Raw genomic sequence first — 18,474 nt, forward strand, 5'->3', positions numbered from 1 at the left:
ACCGCGAGCCGTCCAGACTTCCCTACGGCTCCGGGGGCCGCGGCCGGCCGAAATCCGGGGCCGCGGTCTCCTGGCCCTGCGCCACGATGCTGCGCCGGATCGCCCGGGTGCGGGTGAACATCGCGTGGAGCGCGTCGCCGTCGCCCCAGCGCACCGCCTTGGCGAGCGCCGAGAGATCCTCGTTGAACCGGCCGAGCATCTCCAGCACCGCGTCGCGGTTGTTGAGGAAGATGTCCCGCCACATGGTCGGGTCGGACGCCGCGATGCGGGTGAAGTCGCGGAATCCGCTCGCCGAGAACTTGATCACCTCGGACTGCGTCGCCGATTCGAGGTCGGCCGCGGTGCCGACGATGTTGTAGGCGATCAGGTGCGGCAGGTGGCTGGTGATCGCCAGCACGTGGTCGTGGTGCTCGGCGCTCATGGTCTCGACATCGGCGCCCATCCCCGCCCACAGGGCGCGGACGGTCTCGATTGCCGCCGGATCGGTGCCCTCGGGCGGGGTCAGGATGCACCAGCGGCCCTGGAACAGGGTCGCGAAGCCGGCATCCGGGCCCGAGAACTCGGTCCCGGCGATCGGGTGGCCGGGGACCAGGGCGACGCCGTCCGGCAGGTGCGGCCGGATCGCCGCCACGACGGCGCCCTTCACCGAGCCGACATCCGACACGATCGCGCCGGGCTTGAGATGCGGCGCCATCTCGGCCGCCGCCGCCCCGATCGCGCCGACCGGCACGCACAGGATGACGAGGTCGGCATCGGCCGCGCCCTCCGCGGGGTCGCCCGTGACCACGTCGGCGATGCCGAGGTCGCGCACCCGGTCGCGCACGGCCGCGTCGCGGTCCACCGCCACGATCGTGCGGGCGAGATTGTAGCGGCGCGCCGCCCGGGCGATCGAGGATCCGATCAGCCCGAGGCCGACGATGGCGAGGCGGCCGACAGCCGGCGTCTCGGCCCTGGGCGTCTCAGGCATGGGGACCCCGCACGAAGTCGCCGAGCGCCGCCAGGAACGCCGTGTTGGCCTCGGCCCCGGCGACCGTCACCCGCAGGGCGTTCGGCAGGCCGTAGGCGGTGACCCGGCGGGTAATGAGGCCGCGCTCGGTCAGGAACGCGTCCGCGTCGGCGGCCGAGCGGCCCGGCGCGTCGGGGAAGTGGATCAGCAGGAAGTTCGCGACGCTCGGCGTGACCTCCAGGCCGAGCGCGCGGGCGCCCTCGGTGAGCTTCGGGAGCCACTCGGCATTGTGGGCGGCGGCGGCGGCCATGTGCGCCTCGTCGGCGATGGCCGCCGAGCCCGCCGCGATCGCCGGCCCCGAGACGTTGAACGGGCCCCGGATCCGGTTGACCGCGTCCGCCACGTGCGACGGCGCGACCATCCAGCCGATCCGGACGGCGGCCAGCCCGTGGATCTTCGAGAAGGTGCGGGTCATCACGACGTTCTCGGATTCGAGCGCCAGCTCGAGCCCGGCCGAGTAGTCGTTGGCCCGGACGTACTCGGCGTAGGCGCCGTCGATCACCAGCAGCACGTGCGGCGGCAGGCCGGCGTGCAGGCGGCGGATCTCGTCGAAGGGCAGGTAGGTGCCGGTCGGGTTGTTGGGATTCGTGACGTAGACGATCCGGGTCCGGTCCGTGACCCGGGCCAGGATCGCGTCCACGTCGACGGTGAGGTCGCGCTCGGGCGCGACCACCGGCTCGCCGCCCGAGGCCAGGATGGCGATCCGGTAGACCAGGAATCCGTGCTCCGAGTAGATCCCCTCGGTGCCCGGCCCGGCATACGCGTAGGCCAGGAGCGACAGCAGCTCGTCCGAACCCGCGCCGCAGACGATCCGCTCCGGATCGAGCCCGTAGCGCCGGGCGATGGCGGTGCGCAGCGCGGTGGCGCGCCCGTCCGGGTAGGTCTCGAGCTTGGCGGTCGCCTCGTGGAGCGCGGCGAGCGCCGCGGGGCTCGGGCCGAGGGGCGTCTCGTTGGAGGACAGCTTGTAGACCTTGCCGCCGCCGGGCCGCCCGCTCTTGCCGGGCACGTAGGTGTCGATCGCCAGGACGCCGGGACGCGGTTCCGGACGGGCGGGTCGGGGGGCGGACATTGCGGTGCGACTCGGGATGCGCGGGGTTCGGTCGGTTCCGCGCCCGTCTACAGCATTTCCTCTGCCGGTGAACCCGGGGCCGACTCCGGAGGTGGCGGCCCGACCCGGCCGGGGCGACTTGTCCGGCCCCCCGGACTCGTGGCTGTATGCCGGCGCCCCGCCGACAGGCGCCCAACGCGAAGGATTTCCCGCATGCCCCTCGAACGCTACCTGGATGGCGGCGCCCACATCCTCCCCGCCGACGACACGCTGATCCGCTTCGCCATGACCAACGGCCAGCGGGTGATCGCGGTCGAGGTCCCGGTTCCCGTGCTGCGTCAGCAGTTCGGCGGAGCCGACCTCGCCCCCCTGGAGCTGTTCGCCCGCAATCAGGCGGTGATCGAGGCCGCGGCGAGCCAGGCCTACGACCGGACCGAGACCCCGAATGACCTCCTGGACCTGGGCCCGGAGAATTTCGACACCCGGCCCGCCACGGCCAGGCTCTGACCGACAGGCTCCGACCGGCTCGATCCGTCCGGGGCGCCGCGGCAAATCGGCGACGCGCAAATGCCGCGGGGCACTCGCCACGTTTCGGCCTGTTGAACCGGGAGAACAGGGGCGCGTCGGGCGTGCCCCGCCCCGCATGCCCCTGGATGGATCGACAATGCCCGGTGACCTGATCCCCTGCAGCCTCTTCCTGATCGGGATCCTCGTATCGGTCGCCGCGGATTTCCGCCTGCGCCGCGTCGAGGCGGCGCCGTGGGCCAATGGCTGCATCACGGCCGCCGGCGCCGCCCTGGTCTTCGCGGCCTGCGCGGCCGCCATGCGCTGAGGAACCGTCGGCCACCGGGCGGAATTTCCCAGCGTCGACCGGGTGCGCCCCGGGGCGTGCGGCGCCAGGATGTGCGGCTGGCTGGGCGAGGTGTTCATGGTTTCGATGCAGGCCCTGATCGGCTGCGGTCTCGTTCTCACCGGGATCCTGATCGAGAGCGCGGCGAGCCGGCACTGGCGGGCGGGCGTCGGCGCGGACCGGCTGGATGCCCGGGCCGCCCTCGCGCTCGGCCTTCCCGCCCTGGGTCTCGCCGTGATGGCCGCGCCGATCGCGTGAGCGACCTGGCGGGCGCCGGATCGGCCGTGGAGGAAAGCCGGGCCCCGTGTCCCGCAGCACCTCGGGCGCCGTGCGGCGATCGTAGAGGTCCATCTCGCAGGGCGGAGCCTCGAGATGAGCCTCATAGCGGATATCGTTTTCTTCCTCGTGATTGATGTGATCGAGGCCGCCTGGCGGTACGGGAAGCGGCGTCTCTCCGGGGCGGCCCCCTCCCCCGGCCCGTCTCCGGACCCGGAAGCCGGCCCCGACGCGCGAGGGCGGGCGGGAAGCTAGACGAGGCTAGGCGAAGCTAGACCTGGAGGGCCGGAGAGAGAGGGCGCGCGTTGACGCTCGGCCCCCCGCGCATTACCTCGGCGGGGCTGGCCGCGTCGGGCGAGTGCGGCGCGTCAGGCGATCCCGTGCTCTCCCGGTTCGGATCCGAACCGATACACGGTCGTCACGACCCGCCATGGACACCCAAACGGACACGGCCCTGCGGCCCGACCCGATCGACGAGCCGGCACGGCGCGCGTCCGAGCGCTCGCAGGCGCTCGACCCGAGGAGCCCGGTGGCGCGCTTCGCCGCCGACACGCCGCTGCTCACCGACGCGGGCGTCGAGCTCGCGCCCTTCCAGATCGCCTACCAGACCGCCGGCACCCTCAACGCCGCGCGCTCGAACGCGGTCCTGATCTGCCACGCGCTCACCGGCGACCAGTACTTCGCCCACACCCACCCGGTGACCGGCAAGCCCGGCTGGTGGGAGACGCTGGTCGGCCCCGGCAAGCCGATCGACACCGACCGCTACTTCGTCGTCTGCTCGAACGTCATCGGCTCCTGCATGGGCTCCACCGGCCCGGCCTCGATCGACCCGGCGACGGGGCGGCCCTACGGGCTGAACTTCCCGCTGGTGACGATCCGCGACATGGTCCGGGCCCAGGCGATGCTGCTGGAGCATCTCGGCATCCGGGACCTGTTCCTGTGCATCGGCGGCTCGATGGGCGGGATGCAGGTGCTGCAATGGGCGGCGCTCTATCCCGAGCGCGTCTTCGCCGCGATGCCGATCGCCACCGGCGCCCGCCACTCCGCGCAGAACATCGCCTTCCACGAGGTCGGCCGTCAGGCGATCATGGCCGACCCCGCCTGGGCGGACGGGCGCTACCTCGAGGCGGGCACCCGCCCCGCCAAGGGTCTCGGCGTCGCCCGGATGGGCGCGCACATCACCTACCTGTCCGAGCCGGCGCTGCACCGGAAGTTCGGCCGGCGCTTCCAGGGCGGCACGGCGCCGACCTTCTCGTTCAACGCCGATTTCCAGATCGAGAGCTACCTGCGCCACCAGGGCCTGAGCTTCGTCGAGCGGTTCGACGCCAACGCCTACCTCTACCTGACCCGGGCGATGGACTATTTCGACCTCGCCGAGGACCACGGCGGCGTGCTCGCCAACGCCTTCCGGGGTACCAAGACCCGCTTCTGCGTGATCTCGTTCACCTCGGACTGGCTGTTCCCGACCCGCGATTCGCGGGCGATCGTCCACGCGCTCAACGCCGCCGCGGCGCCGGTGGCCTTCGTGGAGGTCGAGAGCGACAAGGGCCACGACGCCTTCCTGCTCGACGAGCCGGCGATGTTCTCCGCGGCCCGCGGCTTCATCGACGCCGCCGCCCGGGCGCGCGGGCTGTGACGCGGATGGCGTTCGGCAAGCTGCCCCTGGGCAAGGCTCAGCACGGTGCGCCCTGGGAGAGCGCGGACGCCCTCCCCCACGCGGCCGAGGGCAACGGCGCCCGCGTCGACCACCTCGTCGTGCTCGGCCTCGTCCCGGCCGGCGCCCGGGTCCTCGATATCGGCTGCGGCGACGGCTCGCTGCTGGCGCTGCTGCGCGACCGCCGCGGCATCGACGGGCGCGGGATCGAGCTGTCCCGCGAGGGCGTGAATGCCTGCCTCGCCCGGGGCCTGTCGGTGATCCAGGGCGACGCCGACACCGACCTCGCCAACTACCCGGACGGCGCCTTCGACGTGGTGGTCCTGTCCCAGACCATCCAGGCGACCCGCAACCCCCGGGTGGTGCTGGAGCACCTGCTGCGGATCGGCCGGCAGGTGATCATCTCGTTCCCGAATTTCGGGCACTGGCGGGTGCGCTCCGAGCTGGCCTTCCGCGGCCGGATGCCGGTCACCGAGATCATGCCGGACGCGTGGTGGGAGACGCCCAACATCCACCACTGCACGATCCGCGACTTCGTCGGCCTGTGCCGCCTGATCGGCGCCCGGATCGAGCACGCCACGGCGCTCGATGCCCGCGGCCGGCCGATGCGGTTCTCCATGCCCTGGTGGGTCTGGAACCTGTTCGGCGCGCAGGGCGTGTTCCTGCTCCGGCGCGCGGATACCGGGCCCTAGCGCCGTTCCCGATTACGTCGCGGTGGTTGGGAGTGACGGCGACCTCGGTCGTGACAGTCACACCGTGCCCCCTCTCCCGCACGGGAGAGGGTTGTGGTGAGGGACAGAACTCTTCGAGGTCGAGCGCGCCATCGCGGCTCGGCCAGGAGGCGCCTCGTCCGGACGGACCTGATCCCTCATCCTGTCCCTCTCCCGCACGGGAGAGGGGACCCGCGCTACGGACGGCACGCGCTCGGTTATCGCGCCCTGGCTCGACGCGATCGGGAGCGGCTCCAGCATCGCACCGCTGTCCGGGCCTTGAGGGTCGCCGCACGGCGCCTCTCTCCCGGGAACACCCGCCTCGGGCGCCCCGCGCGGGGCCGGATCCCGGCAGCGCCCGCCGCGACCTGTACCACCGACAGTCTGAAATAGAGCGGAAACGGAGCTTGGCTATTCCTGATCGCGTTCCCGTGATCGGACCGTGATTACGGATTCGTCTGGCGTTTTCCCGAGACGTGCGCGTCCACGAGGGGTCGTGGACTGTGTGCGGCTGCGCCGAAGACTTGCCGCAACCGCGAATTCCAGCAGGGTCGACAGGACACGTGCGCCGCGCGATCGTTCACATCGGGATGCCGCGAACCGGCTCCACCGCGTTCCAGGAGGTGCTGGCCCGCCTGCGCCCCCGCCTCGCCTCGGTCGGGATCTGCTACCCGAGCCTCGCCCCGCCGGGCGCACCCGGGAGCGACGACGTCAACCATTTCCGGCTCGGCCAGGCGCTGGACCGCCGCCGCGGCGGCGCGGAGCGCCGCGAGGCCCTCGCGCGCCTCGACGCGGTCCTCGCCGCCACGCCGGCCGACACGGTCCTGCTCTCCTACGAGGATTTCGCCGTCCAGCGCCCGCTCTGGCGCGTGCCCGAGATCCTGTCCGACCTGTTCGCGCGCCGCGGCTTCGCCCTGGAGGCGGCGCTCGTGGTCAAGCCGCAGGCCGAGCAGCTGGCCTCGGCCTACGCCCTGCGGGCGCAGGTCGTCGCCGAGAGCCGCACGTTCCGCGGCTTCCTGCGCTCCGAGGGCGCGTCCCGGCGCTACGACTACGCGGGAAGGCTCGAGCCCTGGCGCCGCGCCGCCGCGGGGCGCGTCACCGCCCTGCCGTACCGCGACCGGCGGTGCGACGCGCCGCTGCTGGCGCGGCTCGTCGACGGGCTCGGCCTGGGCGAGCGCCTCGCGCCGCTCCTCGGCCCGGCCGACCTCGCCTACCGCACGAACCGGAGTTCCGGGCCGGTCGCGGTCGAGGCGTCGCGCCGCCTGTACCGGCTCGGCGTGCACCGGCAGGTGACCGGGCATCGCCGGCTGCTCGGCCATATCCTCGACGACTGGGCCTGGGCGCGGGGGCTCGACGCGGAGCGGTTCCGCGGCGACGCGCCGGACGGGCTGGCCCGCGTCGCGGCGCGCTACGCGGCGTCGAACGCGCGCTTCGCCGCCGCCTGCTGGGGGCAGAGCTGGGACGCGGTCATCCGCGGCGGGGGCCGGGCAGGCCGCCGAGGGCCAGGGCAAGGCCGCGAGCGCCAAGGATGCCGGCGCGCCCACGACCAGCCTGGGCGCGGGCGGCCTCAGCGGCACCGGCTCCACCCAGGACGGCGCCCGCACGGGCTCGGTCGAGGGCAAGGGGCAGCCGGGCGGCGCGAAGCCGCCATCCGCCCCGAAGGCCGGGGCGGGCCGCTGATCCGCCCCGACCCGGGCGACGCCCTACCCTGGACCTCGTCCCGAGGGGACCGCGTCAGCGGGCCTCGCAGGAGGGATCCTGGGATTCGCGCGGCTGGCCGGAGGCCTCCTTCGAGGCCACCGCCGCGCTCCGGCACCCCAGGATGAGGCGACGGGTCGGAGAGTCCGTCCGACCGGATCGCGCTACTGCGAGCGGCGGCTGAACGAGACCGCGTAGGCCTGGACGCGGGCGTCGATCAGCGGGTCGTCCGAGACCTCGATCCCGTCGGTCAGGTTGTTGGGCATGAACAGCAGCGCCTTCTCGGCCTCGGCGCTGTCGGGCACGACCTTGCTCACCGTCACGGTGCCGAGATCGACCGTCTTCCGGTCGTCCGGCCAGGGCTTGGTGGCGTCGTTGGTCGGGTCGCCCGGCTCGGCGAGCTGGGCCAGCATCCTGAACTTCGCTGGGGTCTTGGCGACCCGCGGGCCGATCTCGGCCATCAGGAAGTTCGGATCGCGCTTGGCTGCCTCCTCGGGAGCGAGGATCTCCTCGCCCTCCACCGGCACGAAGCGGAACCGGAACGGCTGCCGCTTGCCGGCGGCGTCCACCAGGATGAAGGCGTTGACGCCGTTATAGGTCTGCCGGGCGAGGCTCGACGGGGTCTTGGCGGTTCCGCCCGCGGTGGCGGCGGCCGGGTGGGCGGCGGCGAAGCGCTCCAGCGCGGTCGGATGGGCGGCCTTCGGGCCGCTCTCGGCGGCGGCCTTCAGGAGGTCGCGGAACTCCTCGCCCGTGGCGACCGGGAAATACTTCAGCGCGTTGGTGACGACGTCCATCTCGGAGCCGTCGCTCAGCTTGAACTTGAGCGCGAGGCCGTGCGGGTTGGCGTCGGCGACGCCGTCCGGGATGGTCGGGACGCCGGTGGCGTCCGAGAACCGGACCGTCACCGGCACCGCCGGCCCCTGGAACAGGGAGGCCTTGCTGATCTTCGCCGCCTCGGGCGACGGGGTGAAGCTGCCCTCGGCGACCACGCCCTTGGCGTGGTTGGCCCGCGCGCCCGGATGCTTGCCGAACAGCGTGTTCATCACGTCGATCGTCTGCTCGGCGGTGGAGGCCTCCTGGGCCTGGGCCGGGGCGGCGGCCGCGAGCGCGGTGCTCAGCAGGAGGGCGAAACCCGATCTCGAACGCAGCATGGAAACCTCTCGGCAGCGACGGCCTGCCCAGGCCGGTCAACGCGGACCGGAGCATCTTCTAGGGAGAGAAGGGCCAAAGGCACAACCGCAAGCTTCGCCGCGGCGGCGTGCGGGTTACGTCCCGGCGGCAAGCTGCAGGTTGAGAACGTCGTCTTCGCGAGCGGAGCGAGGCAACCCAGGGCAACGCGACGTCCGGCGGTCTGGCGCGACCGGGTCGCTTCGCTCCGCTCGCCGAGACGGTGAGGAGCCCGCTACCGCGCGCCGCGGTGGAGGTCGCCCTCGATCAGCAGGGCGCTGCGGCTGTCGAGCCGCGAGCGGTAGACCTGCAGGTTCTCCATGACCCGCTGCACGTAGTTGCGCGTCTCCGTGAAGGGGATGCGCTCCACCCAGTCGATCACGTCGACGTCGCCCTTGCGCGGGTCGCCGTAGGCGTCGATCCACTTCTTCACGTTGCCGCCGCCCGCGTTGTAGGACGCGAAGGCGAGCACGTAGGAGCCGCGCCAATCCTCCATCAGCTCGCCGAGATGGGCCTGGCCGAGCTTCGCGCAGTAGGCGGGATCGCTGGTCAGGCGGTCGACGTCGAAGGCGGCCGAGACCCGGCGGGCGGTGCGCTGGGCGGTGGCCGGCATCATCTGCATCAGACCGCGCGCGCCGACGCCCGACTGCGCCCGCGGGTCGAACTGGCTCTCCTGCCGGGCGATGGCGTAGACCATGGCCCGCTCCACCTGCGGCACCGCCGTGAAGGTCTCGTAGGTGGGGATGCCGATCGTCGGGTAGGCGTGGGCGTCGAGCGGCAGGCCCCGCTGCACCGCGAGCTTGCCGATCGCCACCAGGGCGCGGGCATCCTTCATGTCGGTCGCGAGGTCGCCGAGCGCCTGGAGCTCGCGCGGGTCCGAGAGATCCCGGGCGGCGTCGATGTAGAGCGGCAGCGCCAGCTCCTTGATCCCGGCCTCGCCGAGGAGGCGCAGGGCGCGGATGTAGAGCCGGCCCTCGAAGGCCTGCCGCTCGGCGCCCTCGAGGTCGGCGGGCGCCCGCAGGGGCAGGCTGGTCTGGCCGAGCCGCGCCCGCGCCACCTGGCCGTAATAGGCGATCGGCTGGAGGGCCGCGCGTTCGTAGAAGCGCTTGGCCTCCTCCGCCTGGCCCAGAGCCTCGGCCGCCCGGCCCTGCCAGTAGGCGGCCCGCGCCACCGAGATCGGGCTCTCCGCGACGGTGGCCATCCGGGCGAAATGCTGCGCGGCGCTCGCCGGATCGCCGGCGAAGCGCAGCGCGATCCAGCCGGCGTGGAACTCGGCCTCGATCCGCTTCTCGGGCGTGCGCGCCGCCTGCCCGCTCGCCACCGCGTAGGCGGTCCTGGCGTCGCCGAGGTCGAGGAGCTTGCGCGCCACGATCCGGCGCTCGACCCACCACTCGTCGCCGTCGACCAGCACGTCCGGGTTGCCGGGCGCCGCGGCGAGCACGGCGGCGGCCGCCTCGGGCTTGTCGGCCCGGCGGAAATACTGCGCCCGGGAGAAGATGTACGACGCGTCCCCGCGCAGGGACGGCGGCACCGCGGCGAGCGCGGCGGCGGCGCCCGAGGACTTGTCCTCCACGGCCCGGCGGGCGCGCACGAGGCTGGCATAGCCGCCCCCCGCGTAGCCGGCCGCCCGGCCGGCGCTCTCCCAATCGTCCTTCAGGAGCGCCCGCTCCATCCGGTAGCGGTGGTCGACCCGGGTGAGCGCGTCCGGGAAGGCGTCGAGCACCTTGGCCTCGAGGCTGCGGCCGAAGCTCTCGCTGCGCCAGAGGTCGCGGACCATCTCGGCGGCGTCGGCCTCGCAGCCGTCGGCGCGCAGCGCCAGGGCGAGGGCGAACTTGCCCGGCGCGCTCGACGGCTTCGCCGTGGCGAAGAAGGCCCGGACCGTCGCGGGGGATTTCCGCTCGGAGAGCAGCGCCTCCTCGGCCCGGCGGCGCAGCAGCGGGCCGGCCGGCCAGTCCGGGTTGGCCCGGACGAAGGCGACGGTGCGGTTGAAGCCGATCCCGGCGCCCGCGCGGATCGCCACCCACTCGAGCAGCGCCCGCGCGGCCGGGTCGGTGAAGCCGTCGCGCATCCGGTCGCCGTCGGCGACCCGGCCCTTGCGGTAGAGGTCGATGGCGCCGCGCAGCAGCGTCGGGTCGGTGTCGCCGGAGATCTTCGGCCGCGCCGGATCCGGCACCTCGGGCACCGGGGCCGGCGGGGTGACGGCGGCGTCGGGCAGCGGGAAGGCCACCGGGGCATCCGGGTCGGCGGAGGCGTAGGCCGAGGCCGCGGCCGGCAGCGTCCGGGCGGGCTCCTCGCCCTTGTCGTCGCCGGTGGAGGCGTGGATCGGGTCGAGCTTCAGGGCGTCGGCCGCGACAGGGTCGGCGGCCTTCTCGGCCTGCGCCCCGCGGACCTGGGCGGTCGAGAGGGCCGCGTCGCTCGCCGGCGGTGTCGGCTGCGAGGCGGGCTGCAAAATCGGCTGCGCGGCCGGCTGCGCGGCCTGTGCCGCCAGGGCCGTCGCGGGCGGCATCTCCGTGCCGGCCTGTCCGGCCAGCGCGACGCCGACGGTGGCGACGAGCGCGGCGGCGGTGAGGGAGGAGCGCTTCGAGACCGGAGACGAGGCCGCGGATCGGGTCACGATTCCCCCCTACTGATCACCGGAGCGGGAAAGGTCGAGGATGGGCGCGCGACCATTAAGATCGCGTTAACCGTCGCCACGATCTGTTTGCGCGCCGTGACGCGACCGCCTATGTCTGCCGGTCCGTGCCCGTACGATGCGGACCACGCGCGGCGCCGAGACCGCCGAAATCCCAGCTGGGATCCTTTGGGACGCCTGAGATGACCGAGATGACCGGGAGCCGCCTGCGGGGCTCGCTCACCGCGCTTGTGACGCCCTTCCGCGACGGGGCCTTCGACGAGGCCGCCTTCCGAAAGTTCGTGCGCTGGCAGATCGAGCAGGGCAGCCACGGGCTCGTCCCCACCGGCACCACCGGCGAGAGCCCGACCCTCACCCATGCCGAGCACGACCGGGTGGTCGAGGCCTGCATCGACGAGGCGGGCGGGCGCGTGCCGGTCGTGGCCGGCGCGGGCTCCAACTCCACCGCCGAGGCGGTCGAGCGGGCGCAGCACGCCGAGCGCGCGGGCGCCGACGCCGTCCTCGTGGTGACGCCGTACTACAACAAGCCGACGCAGGCGGGCCTCTACGCCCACTTCAAGGCCGTCAACGATGCGGTCGGCATTCCGATCATCATCTACAATATCCCGCCGCGCTCCGTCGTCGACATGAGCGTCGAGACGATGGCCCGGCTCTTCGAATTGAAGAACATCGCCGGCGTGAAGGACGCGACCGCCAAGATCGACCGCGTCAGCCAGCAGCGTCAGGCCATGGGTGAGAGCTTCATCCAGCTTTCGGGCGAAGATGCGACGGCGCTCGGCTACAACGCCCACGGCGGCCACGGCTGCATCTCGGTGGTGGCGAACGTCGCCCCGCGCCTCTGCGCCGACCTGCAGGAGGCGACGCTCGCCGGTGACTACGCCAAGGCGCTGACCCTTCAGGACAAGCTGTTCCCCCTGCAGACGGGCCTTTTCGCCGAGGCCAACCCGGCGCCGGTGAAGTACGCGCTGTCGCGGCTCGGCTACATGACCGACGAGCTGCGCCTGCCGCTGGTGCCGGTGACCGAGCCCACCAAGCGCATCGTCGACGACGCCCTGCGTCACGCCGGCCTTCTGGTCGACTGAGGGAAGTCACGCATCATGGCCCCGAAACCGGAGCCCAGTCGGCGCATCGTCGCCGACAACCGCGCCGCGCGCTATCACTACACGATCGAGGACACGCTCGAGGCCGGCATCGCGCTGACCGGCACCGAGGTGAAGTCCCTGCGCGGCGGCAAGGCGACGATCGGCGAGGCCTATGCGGGCCCCTCCGGCAACGACCTGATGCTGTTCAACGCCTACATCCCGGAATACCTGGAGGCGAACCGCTTCAACCACGACACCAAGCGCCCGCGCCGCCTGCTGCTGCACCGCCGCCAGATCAACAAGCTGATCGGCGCCACGCAGCGCCAGGGCTACACGGTGGTGCCGCTGAAGATCTACTTCAACGACAAGGGGCGGGCGAAGGTCGAGCTTGGGCTCGGCAAGGGCAAGCAGGCCCACGACAAGCGCGAGGCGGTCAAGGAGCGCGACTGGCAGCGCGACCGGGCGCGGCTGCTGCGGGACCGGGGCTGAGGCCGGGATACCGCGGCCGGGCGCCGAGCCGGGAGGAGATGTCCATGCCATCCACCCACGACGCCCTCCCCGACGACCTCCCCGACGACCTGCCGGTCCCGGTCGACGACGGCGCGGCCGACCATCTGCGCGGGATGCGCCTGCCCGACGTGGCGCTCACCGCCACGGATGGCCGCACGGTCTCGCTGGCGCGGCTGCCGGGACGCACCGTCGCCTACGCCTACCCGCGCACCGGCGAGCCGGGACAGCCGGGCCTGACACCCGACTGGGACGCGATTCCCGGCGCCCGGGGCTGCACCCCGCAGGCCTGCGACTTCCGCGATCACCACGCCGACCTCACGGCCCGCGGCGTCGATCAGGTCTTCGGCCTCTCGACCCAGACGAGCGCCTACCAGCGCGCGGCGGCCGAGCGCCTGCGCCTGCCCTTCCCGCTGCTGGCCGATCCGCACCGGGCCCTCGCGATGGCGGCGCGCCTGCCGGTCTTCGAGGTCGCCGGCCAGGTGCTGCTGCGCCGCCTCACCCTGGTGATCGACGACGGCGTCGTGAGCCAGCTGTTCTACCCGGTCTTCCCGCCGGACCGGAGCGCCCGGCAGGTCCTCGCGTGGCTCGACGGCACGCGCGCCTGAGGCGCTACTCCTCGGCCTCCGGCTGGCGGATGCCGTAGCGGTTCTCCAGGCCCGGGTTCGTCCGCCCCTCCCCGCGATAGCGGCTCGGCGCCTCGCCGGAGGTCCGGGCCGGACGCTCGCTCGGCTCGCGCCCGATCCGGCCCGCGAGGCTCGCGAGGTCGACGAACTCGTCGGCCTGCCGCCGCAGCTCGTCGGAGATCATCGCCGGCTGGGTCTGGATCGTGGAGATCACCGTCACCTTCACGCCGCGCCGCTGCATCGCCTCGACGAGGGAGCGGAAATCGCCGTCCCCCGAGAACAGGATCATGTGATCGATGTGCGGGCTGAGCTCGAGCGCGTCGATCGCCAGCTCGATATCCATGTTGCCCTTGTACTTCCGCCGGCCCATCGAGTCCGTGAACTCCTTCACGGGCTTGGTCACGACGCGGTAGCCGTTGTAGTCGAGCCAGTCGATCAGCGGGCGGATCGAGGAATATTCCTGATCCTCGATCATGGCTGTGTAGTAGAATGCCCGCAGGAGGTTCTCCCGCGACTGAAATTCCTTGAGCAGCTTCTTGTAATCGATGTCGAAACCGAGGGCCTTGGTGGTGGCGTAGAGGTTGGCGCCGTCGATGAAGATGGCGCTGCGTTGGGTTGCTGGCATGAACAGGTCAGGTCCCGAAAAATCGTGGGTGACGGAAAATCGTCCGAAGAAACGGCCGGGATCCGCCCGTGGCGAATGGCCGAGGACGGTGCTCCGCGATCGCGGTCGCCACGCTCTGCAATCCGGGGCGGGCCGGCGCGGTCGAAGATCCCGCGCGACCGCCGCCCCGGCTGCCGGACCATTCGTTTCAAACGGGTCCGTGTCAAGCAGAGCACGAGAATGTGCGGTCGTGAAAAACTGGATCCAGAGGACGGATTAATTGCCCGAAACAGGGCTTTATCAGGAAAACGGAGGTTTACGAAAGTTGATCCTGTAAACCTCAGATGCGTCGCGTCCGCGGCCCTCGGCCTCAGCCGTTCACGCGCTCCACGCTGTTGACCGGGCGCTTGCCGCGCAGCTCGGCGATGATCGCGTTGAGATGCTGCAGGTCCCAGACCGACAGGTCGATCGTGATGTCGGTGAAATCCTGGGTGCGCCGCTTCATCGAGATGTTGTCGATGTTGCCGTCGTGGTCGGCGATCACCTGGGCGATCTGGGCGAACACCCCCGGCTCGTTGATCGACTTGAGCGCCAGCCGGGCCGGGAAGCGCTCGCCGCCGAGCGCCTCGATGTCCCAGCGGACGTCGAGCCAGCGCTCCGGCTCGTTGTCGAAGGCCGCGAGCGCCGCCGACTGGATCGGGTAGACGGTGACGCCGATCCCGGGGGTCAGGATGCCGACGATCCGGTCGCCGGGCACCGCGCCGCCGTTCGGCGCGAAGGTCACCGGCAGGTCGCCCGCCAGGCCGCGGATCGGGATCGCGTCGCTGCGATCCGCGGCCTCCCCCTCCCTGCCGCCCTCGGCGCCCGGGAAGGTCAGCCGCATGGTCTGGTCGGAGGAGCGCACGAGCCGGCCCGCGCCGCTGGCGGCGCCCAGCGCGGCGGAGGGGCGGCGCTCGTCGCGGTGGTCCGGATAGACGGCGCGGACGACGTCGCCCGAGAACATCTCGCCCCGCCCGACGGCGGCGAACACGTCCTCGGTGGTGGCGCGGGCGAGCCGCGGCAGCGCGCCCCGGAGCTTGTCCTCCGAGAAGGTCTTGGCGGCGCGCTCGAAGGCCCGGTCCAGGATCTGGCGGCCGAGCCCGGCATATTGCCGCCGCACGGCGGCCCGGGTCGCCCGCCGGATCGCCGCGCGGGCCTTGCCGGTCACCACGAGGGATTCCCAGGCCGCCGGGGGCGAGGCCCCGTCGGAGCGGCTGATCTCGACCTCGTCGCCGTTGGCGAGCTCGTGCAGCAGCGGCGCCATCCGGCCGTTGATCTTGGCGCCCACCGCGGTGTTGCCGACGTCGGTGTGGACCGCGTACGCGAAGTCGATCGGCGTCGCGCCCCGCGGCAGGGCGATCAGCCGGCCCTTCGGGGTGAAGCAGAACACCTGGTCCTGGAACAGCTCCAGCTTGGTGTGCTCCAGGAACTCCTCCGGGCTGTCGCCCTCGGCCAGCAGCTCGATGGTCCGGCGCAGCCACTGGTAGGCGCCGCTCTCGGCGGCGAGCCGCGGATGCACGCTGCCCTCGGCGCGGGCCGGGTCCTTGACCAGCTCGGCGCCGACCTCCTTGTACTGCGCGTGGGCCGCGATGCCGTACTCGGCGATGTCGTCCATGGCGCGGGTGCGGATCTGCAGCTCGACGCGCTGGCTCTTCGGCCCGATCACCGTGGTGTGGATCGAGCGGTAATCGTTCTGCTTCGGGGTCGAGATGTAGTCCTTGTACCGGCCCGGGACCATCGGCCAGCTGGTGTGGACGATGCCCAGAGCCGCGTAGCATTCCTGGACGGTGTCGACGACCACGCGGAAGCCGAAGATGTCGGAGAGCTGCTCGAAGGCGACGGACTTGCGCTCCATCTTCGACCAGATCGAGAAGGGGCGCTTCTGCCGGCCGCTGACCTCGGCGGTGATCCCCTGCGCGGCGAGCTTCTCGGTGAGCACCTGCGCGATGGTCTCGACCACGCTCTCGGACTTGGCGGTGAGCCGCGTCAGGCGCTGCGTGATGGTGGCGTAGACCTCCGGCTCCAGGTTGCGGAAGGCCAGGTCCTCCAGCTCCTCGCGCAGCTCCTGCATGCCCATGCGGCCGGCGAGCGGGGCGTAGATGTCGAGCGTCTCCTGCGCGATGCGGTGGCGCTTGTCCTCCCGCATGTGCTGGAGGGTCCGCATGTTGTGCAGGCGGTCGGCGAGCTTGACCAGCAGCACGCGGACATCCGCCGCCACCGCGAGGAGCAGCTTGCGGAAGTTCTCGCCCTGCGCGGCCTGCTTGGAGACGAGGTCGAGTCGCTTGAGCTTGGTCAGGCCGTCGACCAGGGCGCCGATCTCCGGCCCGAACAGCCGGCGGATCTCCTCCAGCGTCGCCTCGGTGTCCTCGACGGTGTCGTGCAGGACCGCCGCCACGATGGTGGCGTCGTCGAGGTGCAGATCCGTGAGGATCGCGGCGACCTCGAGGGGATGGGCGAAGAACGGGTCGCCGGAGGCGCGCTTCTGCGTGCCGTGCGCCTGCATGGCGTACACGTAGGCACGGTTGAGCAGCGCCTCGTCGGCGGCCGGGTTGTAGCGCTTGACCCGCTCGACGAGCTCGTACTGGCGCATCATCCGCCGGGACGGGGCCGGCGCGTCCTGGGTCGTGCGCGGGGTCGGGATCACGCGCGCTTGTTCCGCAGCCGCCGGGACGGCGCCGGCCCCCGGTTGCGGGTCCGCGCCGGACGCCGGCGGGCCGGCCACGGAACGAGAGAACCCGGCGTCTCCGCCGGGTCCGGTCTCGGTCAGGTCGCGCCCATCCAGGCCCACCTCGTCAGGCTCACTCGCCCTCGTCGTCGGTCTCGACCGGCGGGGCGAGGTTCTCGAGGCCGCGCAGCAGGTCCTCCTCGCTCATGCGGTCGAACTGGACCGCCGCGTCGTCGCTGGAGGATTGCGGCGCCACCGCGGCGGCGGCCGGCGAGCTCGACAGCAGCGGCACGGTCTCGGCCTCGGGCTCGTCCACCTCGACGTATTTCTGCATCGAGTGGATCAGCTGCTCCTTGAGGTCGTCGGCCGTGATCGTCTCGTCGCCGATCTCGCGCAGGGCCACGACCGGGTTCTTGTCGCGGTCGCGGTCGATGGTCAGCGGGGCGCCGGCGGCCAGGAGGCGGGCCCGGTGGCTCGCCAGCAGCACCAGCTCGAAGCGGTTCTCGACCTTCTCGATGCAGTCTTCGACGGTGACGCGCGCCATGCGGGGCGGCTCCTTGGGCTTGAGCGACGGGTGATGTCGGGTATGGCGGCACTCTACACCGGATGCCGTTGTGCAACAAGCACAGCGGGTTGCGCGGGGCGCGCGTCCGGCGAGCGTGCCGGTCCGGTCGGGCCGGCGGCCGCGGCGCCGGCGGGGCCCGACGATGCGACATCATGGTGCGCCGCATTGTTGACACCCGCGGCCGCGGGTGCGAGTGCGCGCGCCATTCCAGAGTTTCGGCCGACACGGGCGGCGTTCGCGCGCCGAGAGGTGCCGGCGATCAGGACGCAACATGCGCGCACTCATCTTTCCCGGCCAGGGCAGCCAGGCGGTCGGCATGGCGCGGGACCTCGCGGAGGCCTTCCCGCAGGCCCGTGCCGTGCTCGACGAGGTCGACGCCGCCCTGGGCCAGAACCTGTCGCGGCTGATGTTCGAGGGGCCGGCCGAGGCGCTGACCCTGACGACCAACGCCCAGCCGGCCCTGATGGCGGCGAGCCTCGCGGTGCTGCGGGTTCTGGAGGCCGAGCGCGGCCTCGACCTCGCGCGCGACGTCGCCTGCGTGGCCGGCCACTCGCTCGGCGAGTACGCGGCGCTCGCGGCCGCCGGCAGCCTCACCGTGGCGGATGCGGCGCGGCTGCTGCGCCTGCGCGGCGAGGCGATGCAGGAGGCNGGGCGCCATGGCGGCGCTGATCGGCACCGACCTCGACTCCGCCCGCTCGGTCGCCGAGGCGGCGGCGGACGAGGCCGGCGGCGGCGCGGTCTGCGATGTCGCCAACGACAACGGCGGCGGGCAGGTGGTGCTCTCCGGCGACCGCCCGGCCGTGGAGCGCGCCGTCGGCATCGCCACCGGCCGCGGGATCAAGCGCGCCGTGATGCTCAACGTCTCGGCGCCGTTCCACTGCCGCCTGATGGCCCCGGCCGCCGAGGCCATGGCCCGGGCGCTGGCCGCCGTCACCCTGACGGCCCCGCGCGTCACCCTCTACGCCAACGTCGCGGCCGCCCCGGTCTCCGATCCGGAGGCGATCCGCGCGGCCCTGGTCGAGCAGGTCACCGGCACCGTGCGCTGGCGCGAGAGCGTCGCCGCCATGGCCGCGTCGGGCGTCGACCGGTTCTACGAGCTCGGCGCCGGCAAGGTGCTGACCGGCCTCGTCAAGCGCATCGCCCCCCAGGCGAGCGCCGCCTCGGTCGGCACGCCCGCCGACGTCGCCGCCTTCGCGCTCTGATCCGCGCGCTCTGATCCGACGGAGTCCCGCATGTTCGATCTCACCGGCCGCAAGGCCCTCGTCACCGGCGCGACCGGCGGCCTCGGCCAGGCGATCGCCCGGGCGCTGCACGCGCAGGGGGCCGCCGTGGCGCTCTCGGGCAC

Annotated in this window: 16 protein-coding genes and 1 pseudogene; 10 read left to right on the forward strand and 7 right to left on the reverse strand. The window is 72.6% G+C overall.

Annotated features, from left to right (window positions below):
* Window positions 1-22: 22 nt before the first annotated feature.
* Both MOTC310_RS02105 and MOTC310_RS02110 read right to left on the reverse strand, forming a co-directional pair.
* Window positions 23-967, reverse strand: coding sequence for a prephenate/arogenate dehydrogenase family protein (locus tag MOTC310_RS02105; protein ID WP_331300634.1), 945 nt, complete (start codon window positions 965-967; stop codon window positions 23-25).
* A complete protein-coding gene (locus MOTC310_RS02110; protein ID WP_331300635.1) occupies window positions 960-2,075 on the reverse strand; it encodes a pyridoxal phosphate-dependent aminotransferase in 1,116 nt (371 codons plus the stop codon). Before MOTC310_RS02110 ends, MOTC310_RS02105 begins: the two co-directional genes overlap by 8 nt.
* Before the next feature lie 192 nt (window positions 2,076-2,267).
* On the opposite strand from MOTC310_RS02110, the gene MOTC310_RS02115 reads away from it, so the two are divergent.
* The 6 genes from MOTC310_RS02115 to MOTC310_RS02140 all read left to right on the forward strand — a co-directional run bounded on the left by MOTC310_RS02115 (window position 2,268) and on the right by MOTC310_RS02140 (window position 7,370).
* The gene (locus MOTC310_RS02115) at window positions 2,268-2,561 is read left to right on the forward strand and encodes a hypothetical protein (RefSeq protein WP_331300636.1); all 294 of its coding nucleotides are present in this window, start codon (window positions 2,268-2,270) and stop codon (window positions 2,559-2,561) included.
* A gap of 157 nt (window positions 2,562-2,718) precedes the next feature.
* Window positions 2,719-2,886, forward strand: coding sequence for a hypothetical protein (locus MOTC310_RS02120; protein WP_331292570.1), 168 nt, complete (start codon window positions 2,719-2,721; stop codon window positions 2,884-2,886).
* 69 nt (window positions 2,887-2,955) lie between these two features.
* Window positions 2,956-3,162, forward strand: coding sequence for a hypothetical protein (locus MOTC310_RS02125; RefSeq protein WP_331300637.1), 207 nt, complete (start codon window positions 2,956-2,958; stop codon window positions 3,160-3,162).
* Between the two features lie 448 nt (window positions 3,163-3,610).
* Entirely contained in the window at window positions 3,611-4,816 is a 1,206-nt protein-coding gene (gene metX / locus MOTC310_RS02130; RefSeq protein ID WP_020095220.1) for a homoserine O-acetyltransferase MetX, read from the forward strand.
* A 5-nt stretch (window positions 4,817-4,821) separates the two neighbouring features.
* Window positions 4,822-5,526, forward strand: coding sequence for a methionine biosynthesis protein MetW (metW, locus tag MOTC310_RS02135; RefSeq protein ID WP_331292566.1), 705 nt, complete (start codon window positions 4,822-4,824; stop codon window positions 5,524-5,526).
* 581 nt (window positions 5,527-6,107) lie between these two features.
* Window positions 6,108-7,370, forward strand: coding sequence for a hypothetical protein (locus MOTC310_RS02140; protein ID WP_331300638.1), 1,263 nt, complete (start codon window positions 6,108-6,110; stop codon window positions 7,368-7,370).
* A 36-nt stretch (window positions 7,371-7,406) separates the two neighbouring features.
* Here MOTC310_RS02140 and MOTC310_RS02145 read toward each other — a convergent pair whose 3' ends face one another.
* Window positions 7,407-8,393 carry a catalase family peroxidase gene (locus tag MOTC310_RS02145; protein WP_331300639.1) on the reverse strand — a complete coding sequence of 329 codons (987 nt, stop codon included), beginning with the start codon at window positions 8,391-8,393 and terminating at the stop codon, window positions 7,407-7,409.
* 251 nt (window positions 8,394-8,644) lie between these two features.
* On the reverse strand, window positions 8,645-11,023 hold the full coding sequence (locus tag MOTC310_RS02150; RefSeq protein ID WP_331300640.1) for a lytic transglycosylase domain-containing protein: 2,379 nt from the start codon (window positions 11,021-11,023) through the stop codon (window positions 8,645-8,647).
* A 200-nt stretch (window positions 11,024-11,223) separates the two neighbouring features.
* Between MOTC310_RS02150 and dapA the strand changes: the two genes are divergently transcribed.
* Genes dapA through MOTC310_RS02165 form a run of 3 tightly spaced genes read left to right on the forward strand, consistent with a single transcriptional unit; the run spans window position 11,224 to window position 13,238 of the window.
* Window positions 11,224-12,123, forward strand: a complete 900-nt coding sequence (gene dapA, locus MOTC310_RS02155) for a 4-hydroxy-tetrahydrodipicolinate synthase (protein WP_331292558.1) — start codon at window positions 11,224-11,226, stop codon at window positions 12,121-12,123.
* 15 nt (window positions 12,124-12,138) lie between these two features.
* Window positions 12,139-12,612: an SsrA-binding protein SmpB gene (smpB, locus tag MOTC310_RS02160; RefSeq protein ID WP_020095208.1), complete on the forward strand. Its 474-nt coding sequence runs from the start codon at window positions 12,139-12,141 to the stop codon at window positions 12,610-12,612.
* Between the two features lie 44 nt (window positions 12,613-12,656).
* Window positions 12,657-13,238, forward strand: a complete 582-nt coding sequence (locus tag MOTC310_RS02165) for a peroxiredoxin (protein WP_331300641.1) — start codon at window positions 12,657-12,659, stop codon at window positions 13,236-13,238.
* 4 nt (window positions 13,239-13,242) lie between these two features.
* Here MOTC310_RS02165 and MOTC310_RS02170 read toward each other — a convergent pair whose 3' ends face one another.
* The 3 genes from MOTC310_RS02170 to rpoZ all read right to left on the reverse strand — a co-directional run bounded on the left by MOTC310_RS02170 (window position 13,243) and on the right by rpoZ (window position 17,108).
* Window positions 13,243-13,881 carry a LabA-like NYN domain-containing protein gene (locus tag MOTC310_RS02170; protein WP_331292555.1) on the reverse strand — a complete coding sequence of 213 codons (639 nt, stop codon included), beginning with the start codon at window positions 13,879-13,881 and terminating at the stop codon, window positions 13,243-13,245.
* 349 nt (window positions 13,882-14,230) lie between these two features.
* Complete coding sequence (locus tag MOTC310_RS02175) at window positions 14,231-16,492, reverse strand: RelA/SpoT family protein (protein ID WP_331301450.1); 2,262 nt, start codon at window positions 16,490-16,492, stop codon at window positions 14,231-14,233.
* 205 nt (window positions 16,493-16,697) lie between these two features.
* Window positions 16,698-17,108, reverse strand: coding sequence for a DNA-directed RNA polymerase subunit omega (gene rpoZ, locus MOTC310_RS02180; RefSeq protein WP_010685409.1), 411 nt, complete (start codon window positions 17,106-17,108; stop codon window positions 16,698-16,700).
* A gap of 292 nt (window positions 17,109-17,400) precedes the next feature.
* Between rpoZ and fabD the strand changes: the two are divergent.
* Window positions 17,401-18,331, forward strand: a pseudogene (fabD, locus tag MOTC310_RS02185) (ACP S-malonyltransferase).
* Window positions 18,332-18,474: the final 143 nt, after the last annotated feature.

This window comes from Methylobacterium oryzae (assembly GCF_036441375.1).
Lineage (GTDB): Bacteria > Pseudomonadota > Alphaproteobacteria > Rhizobiales > Beijerinckiaceae > Methylobacterium > Methylobacterium oryzae_A.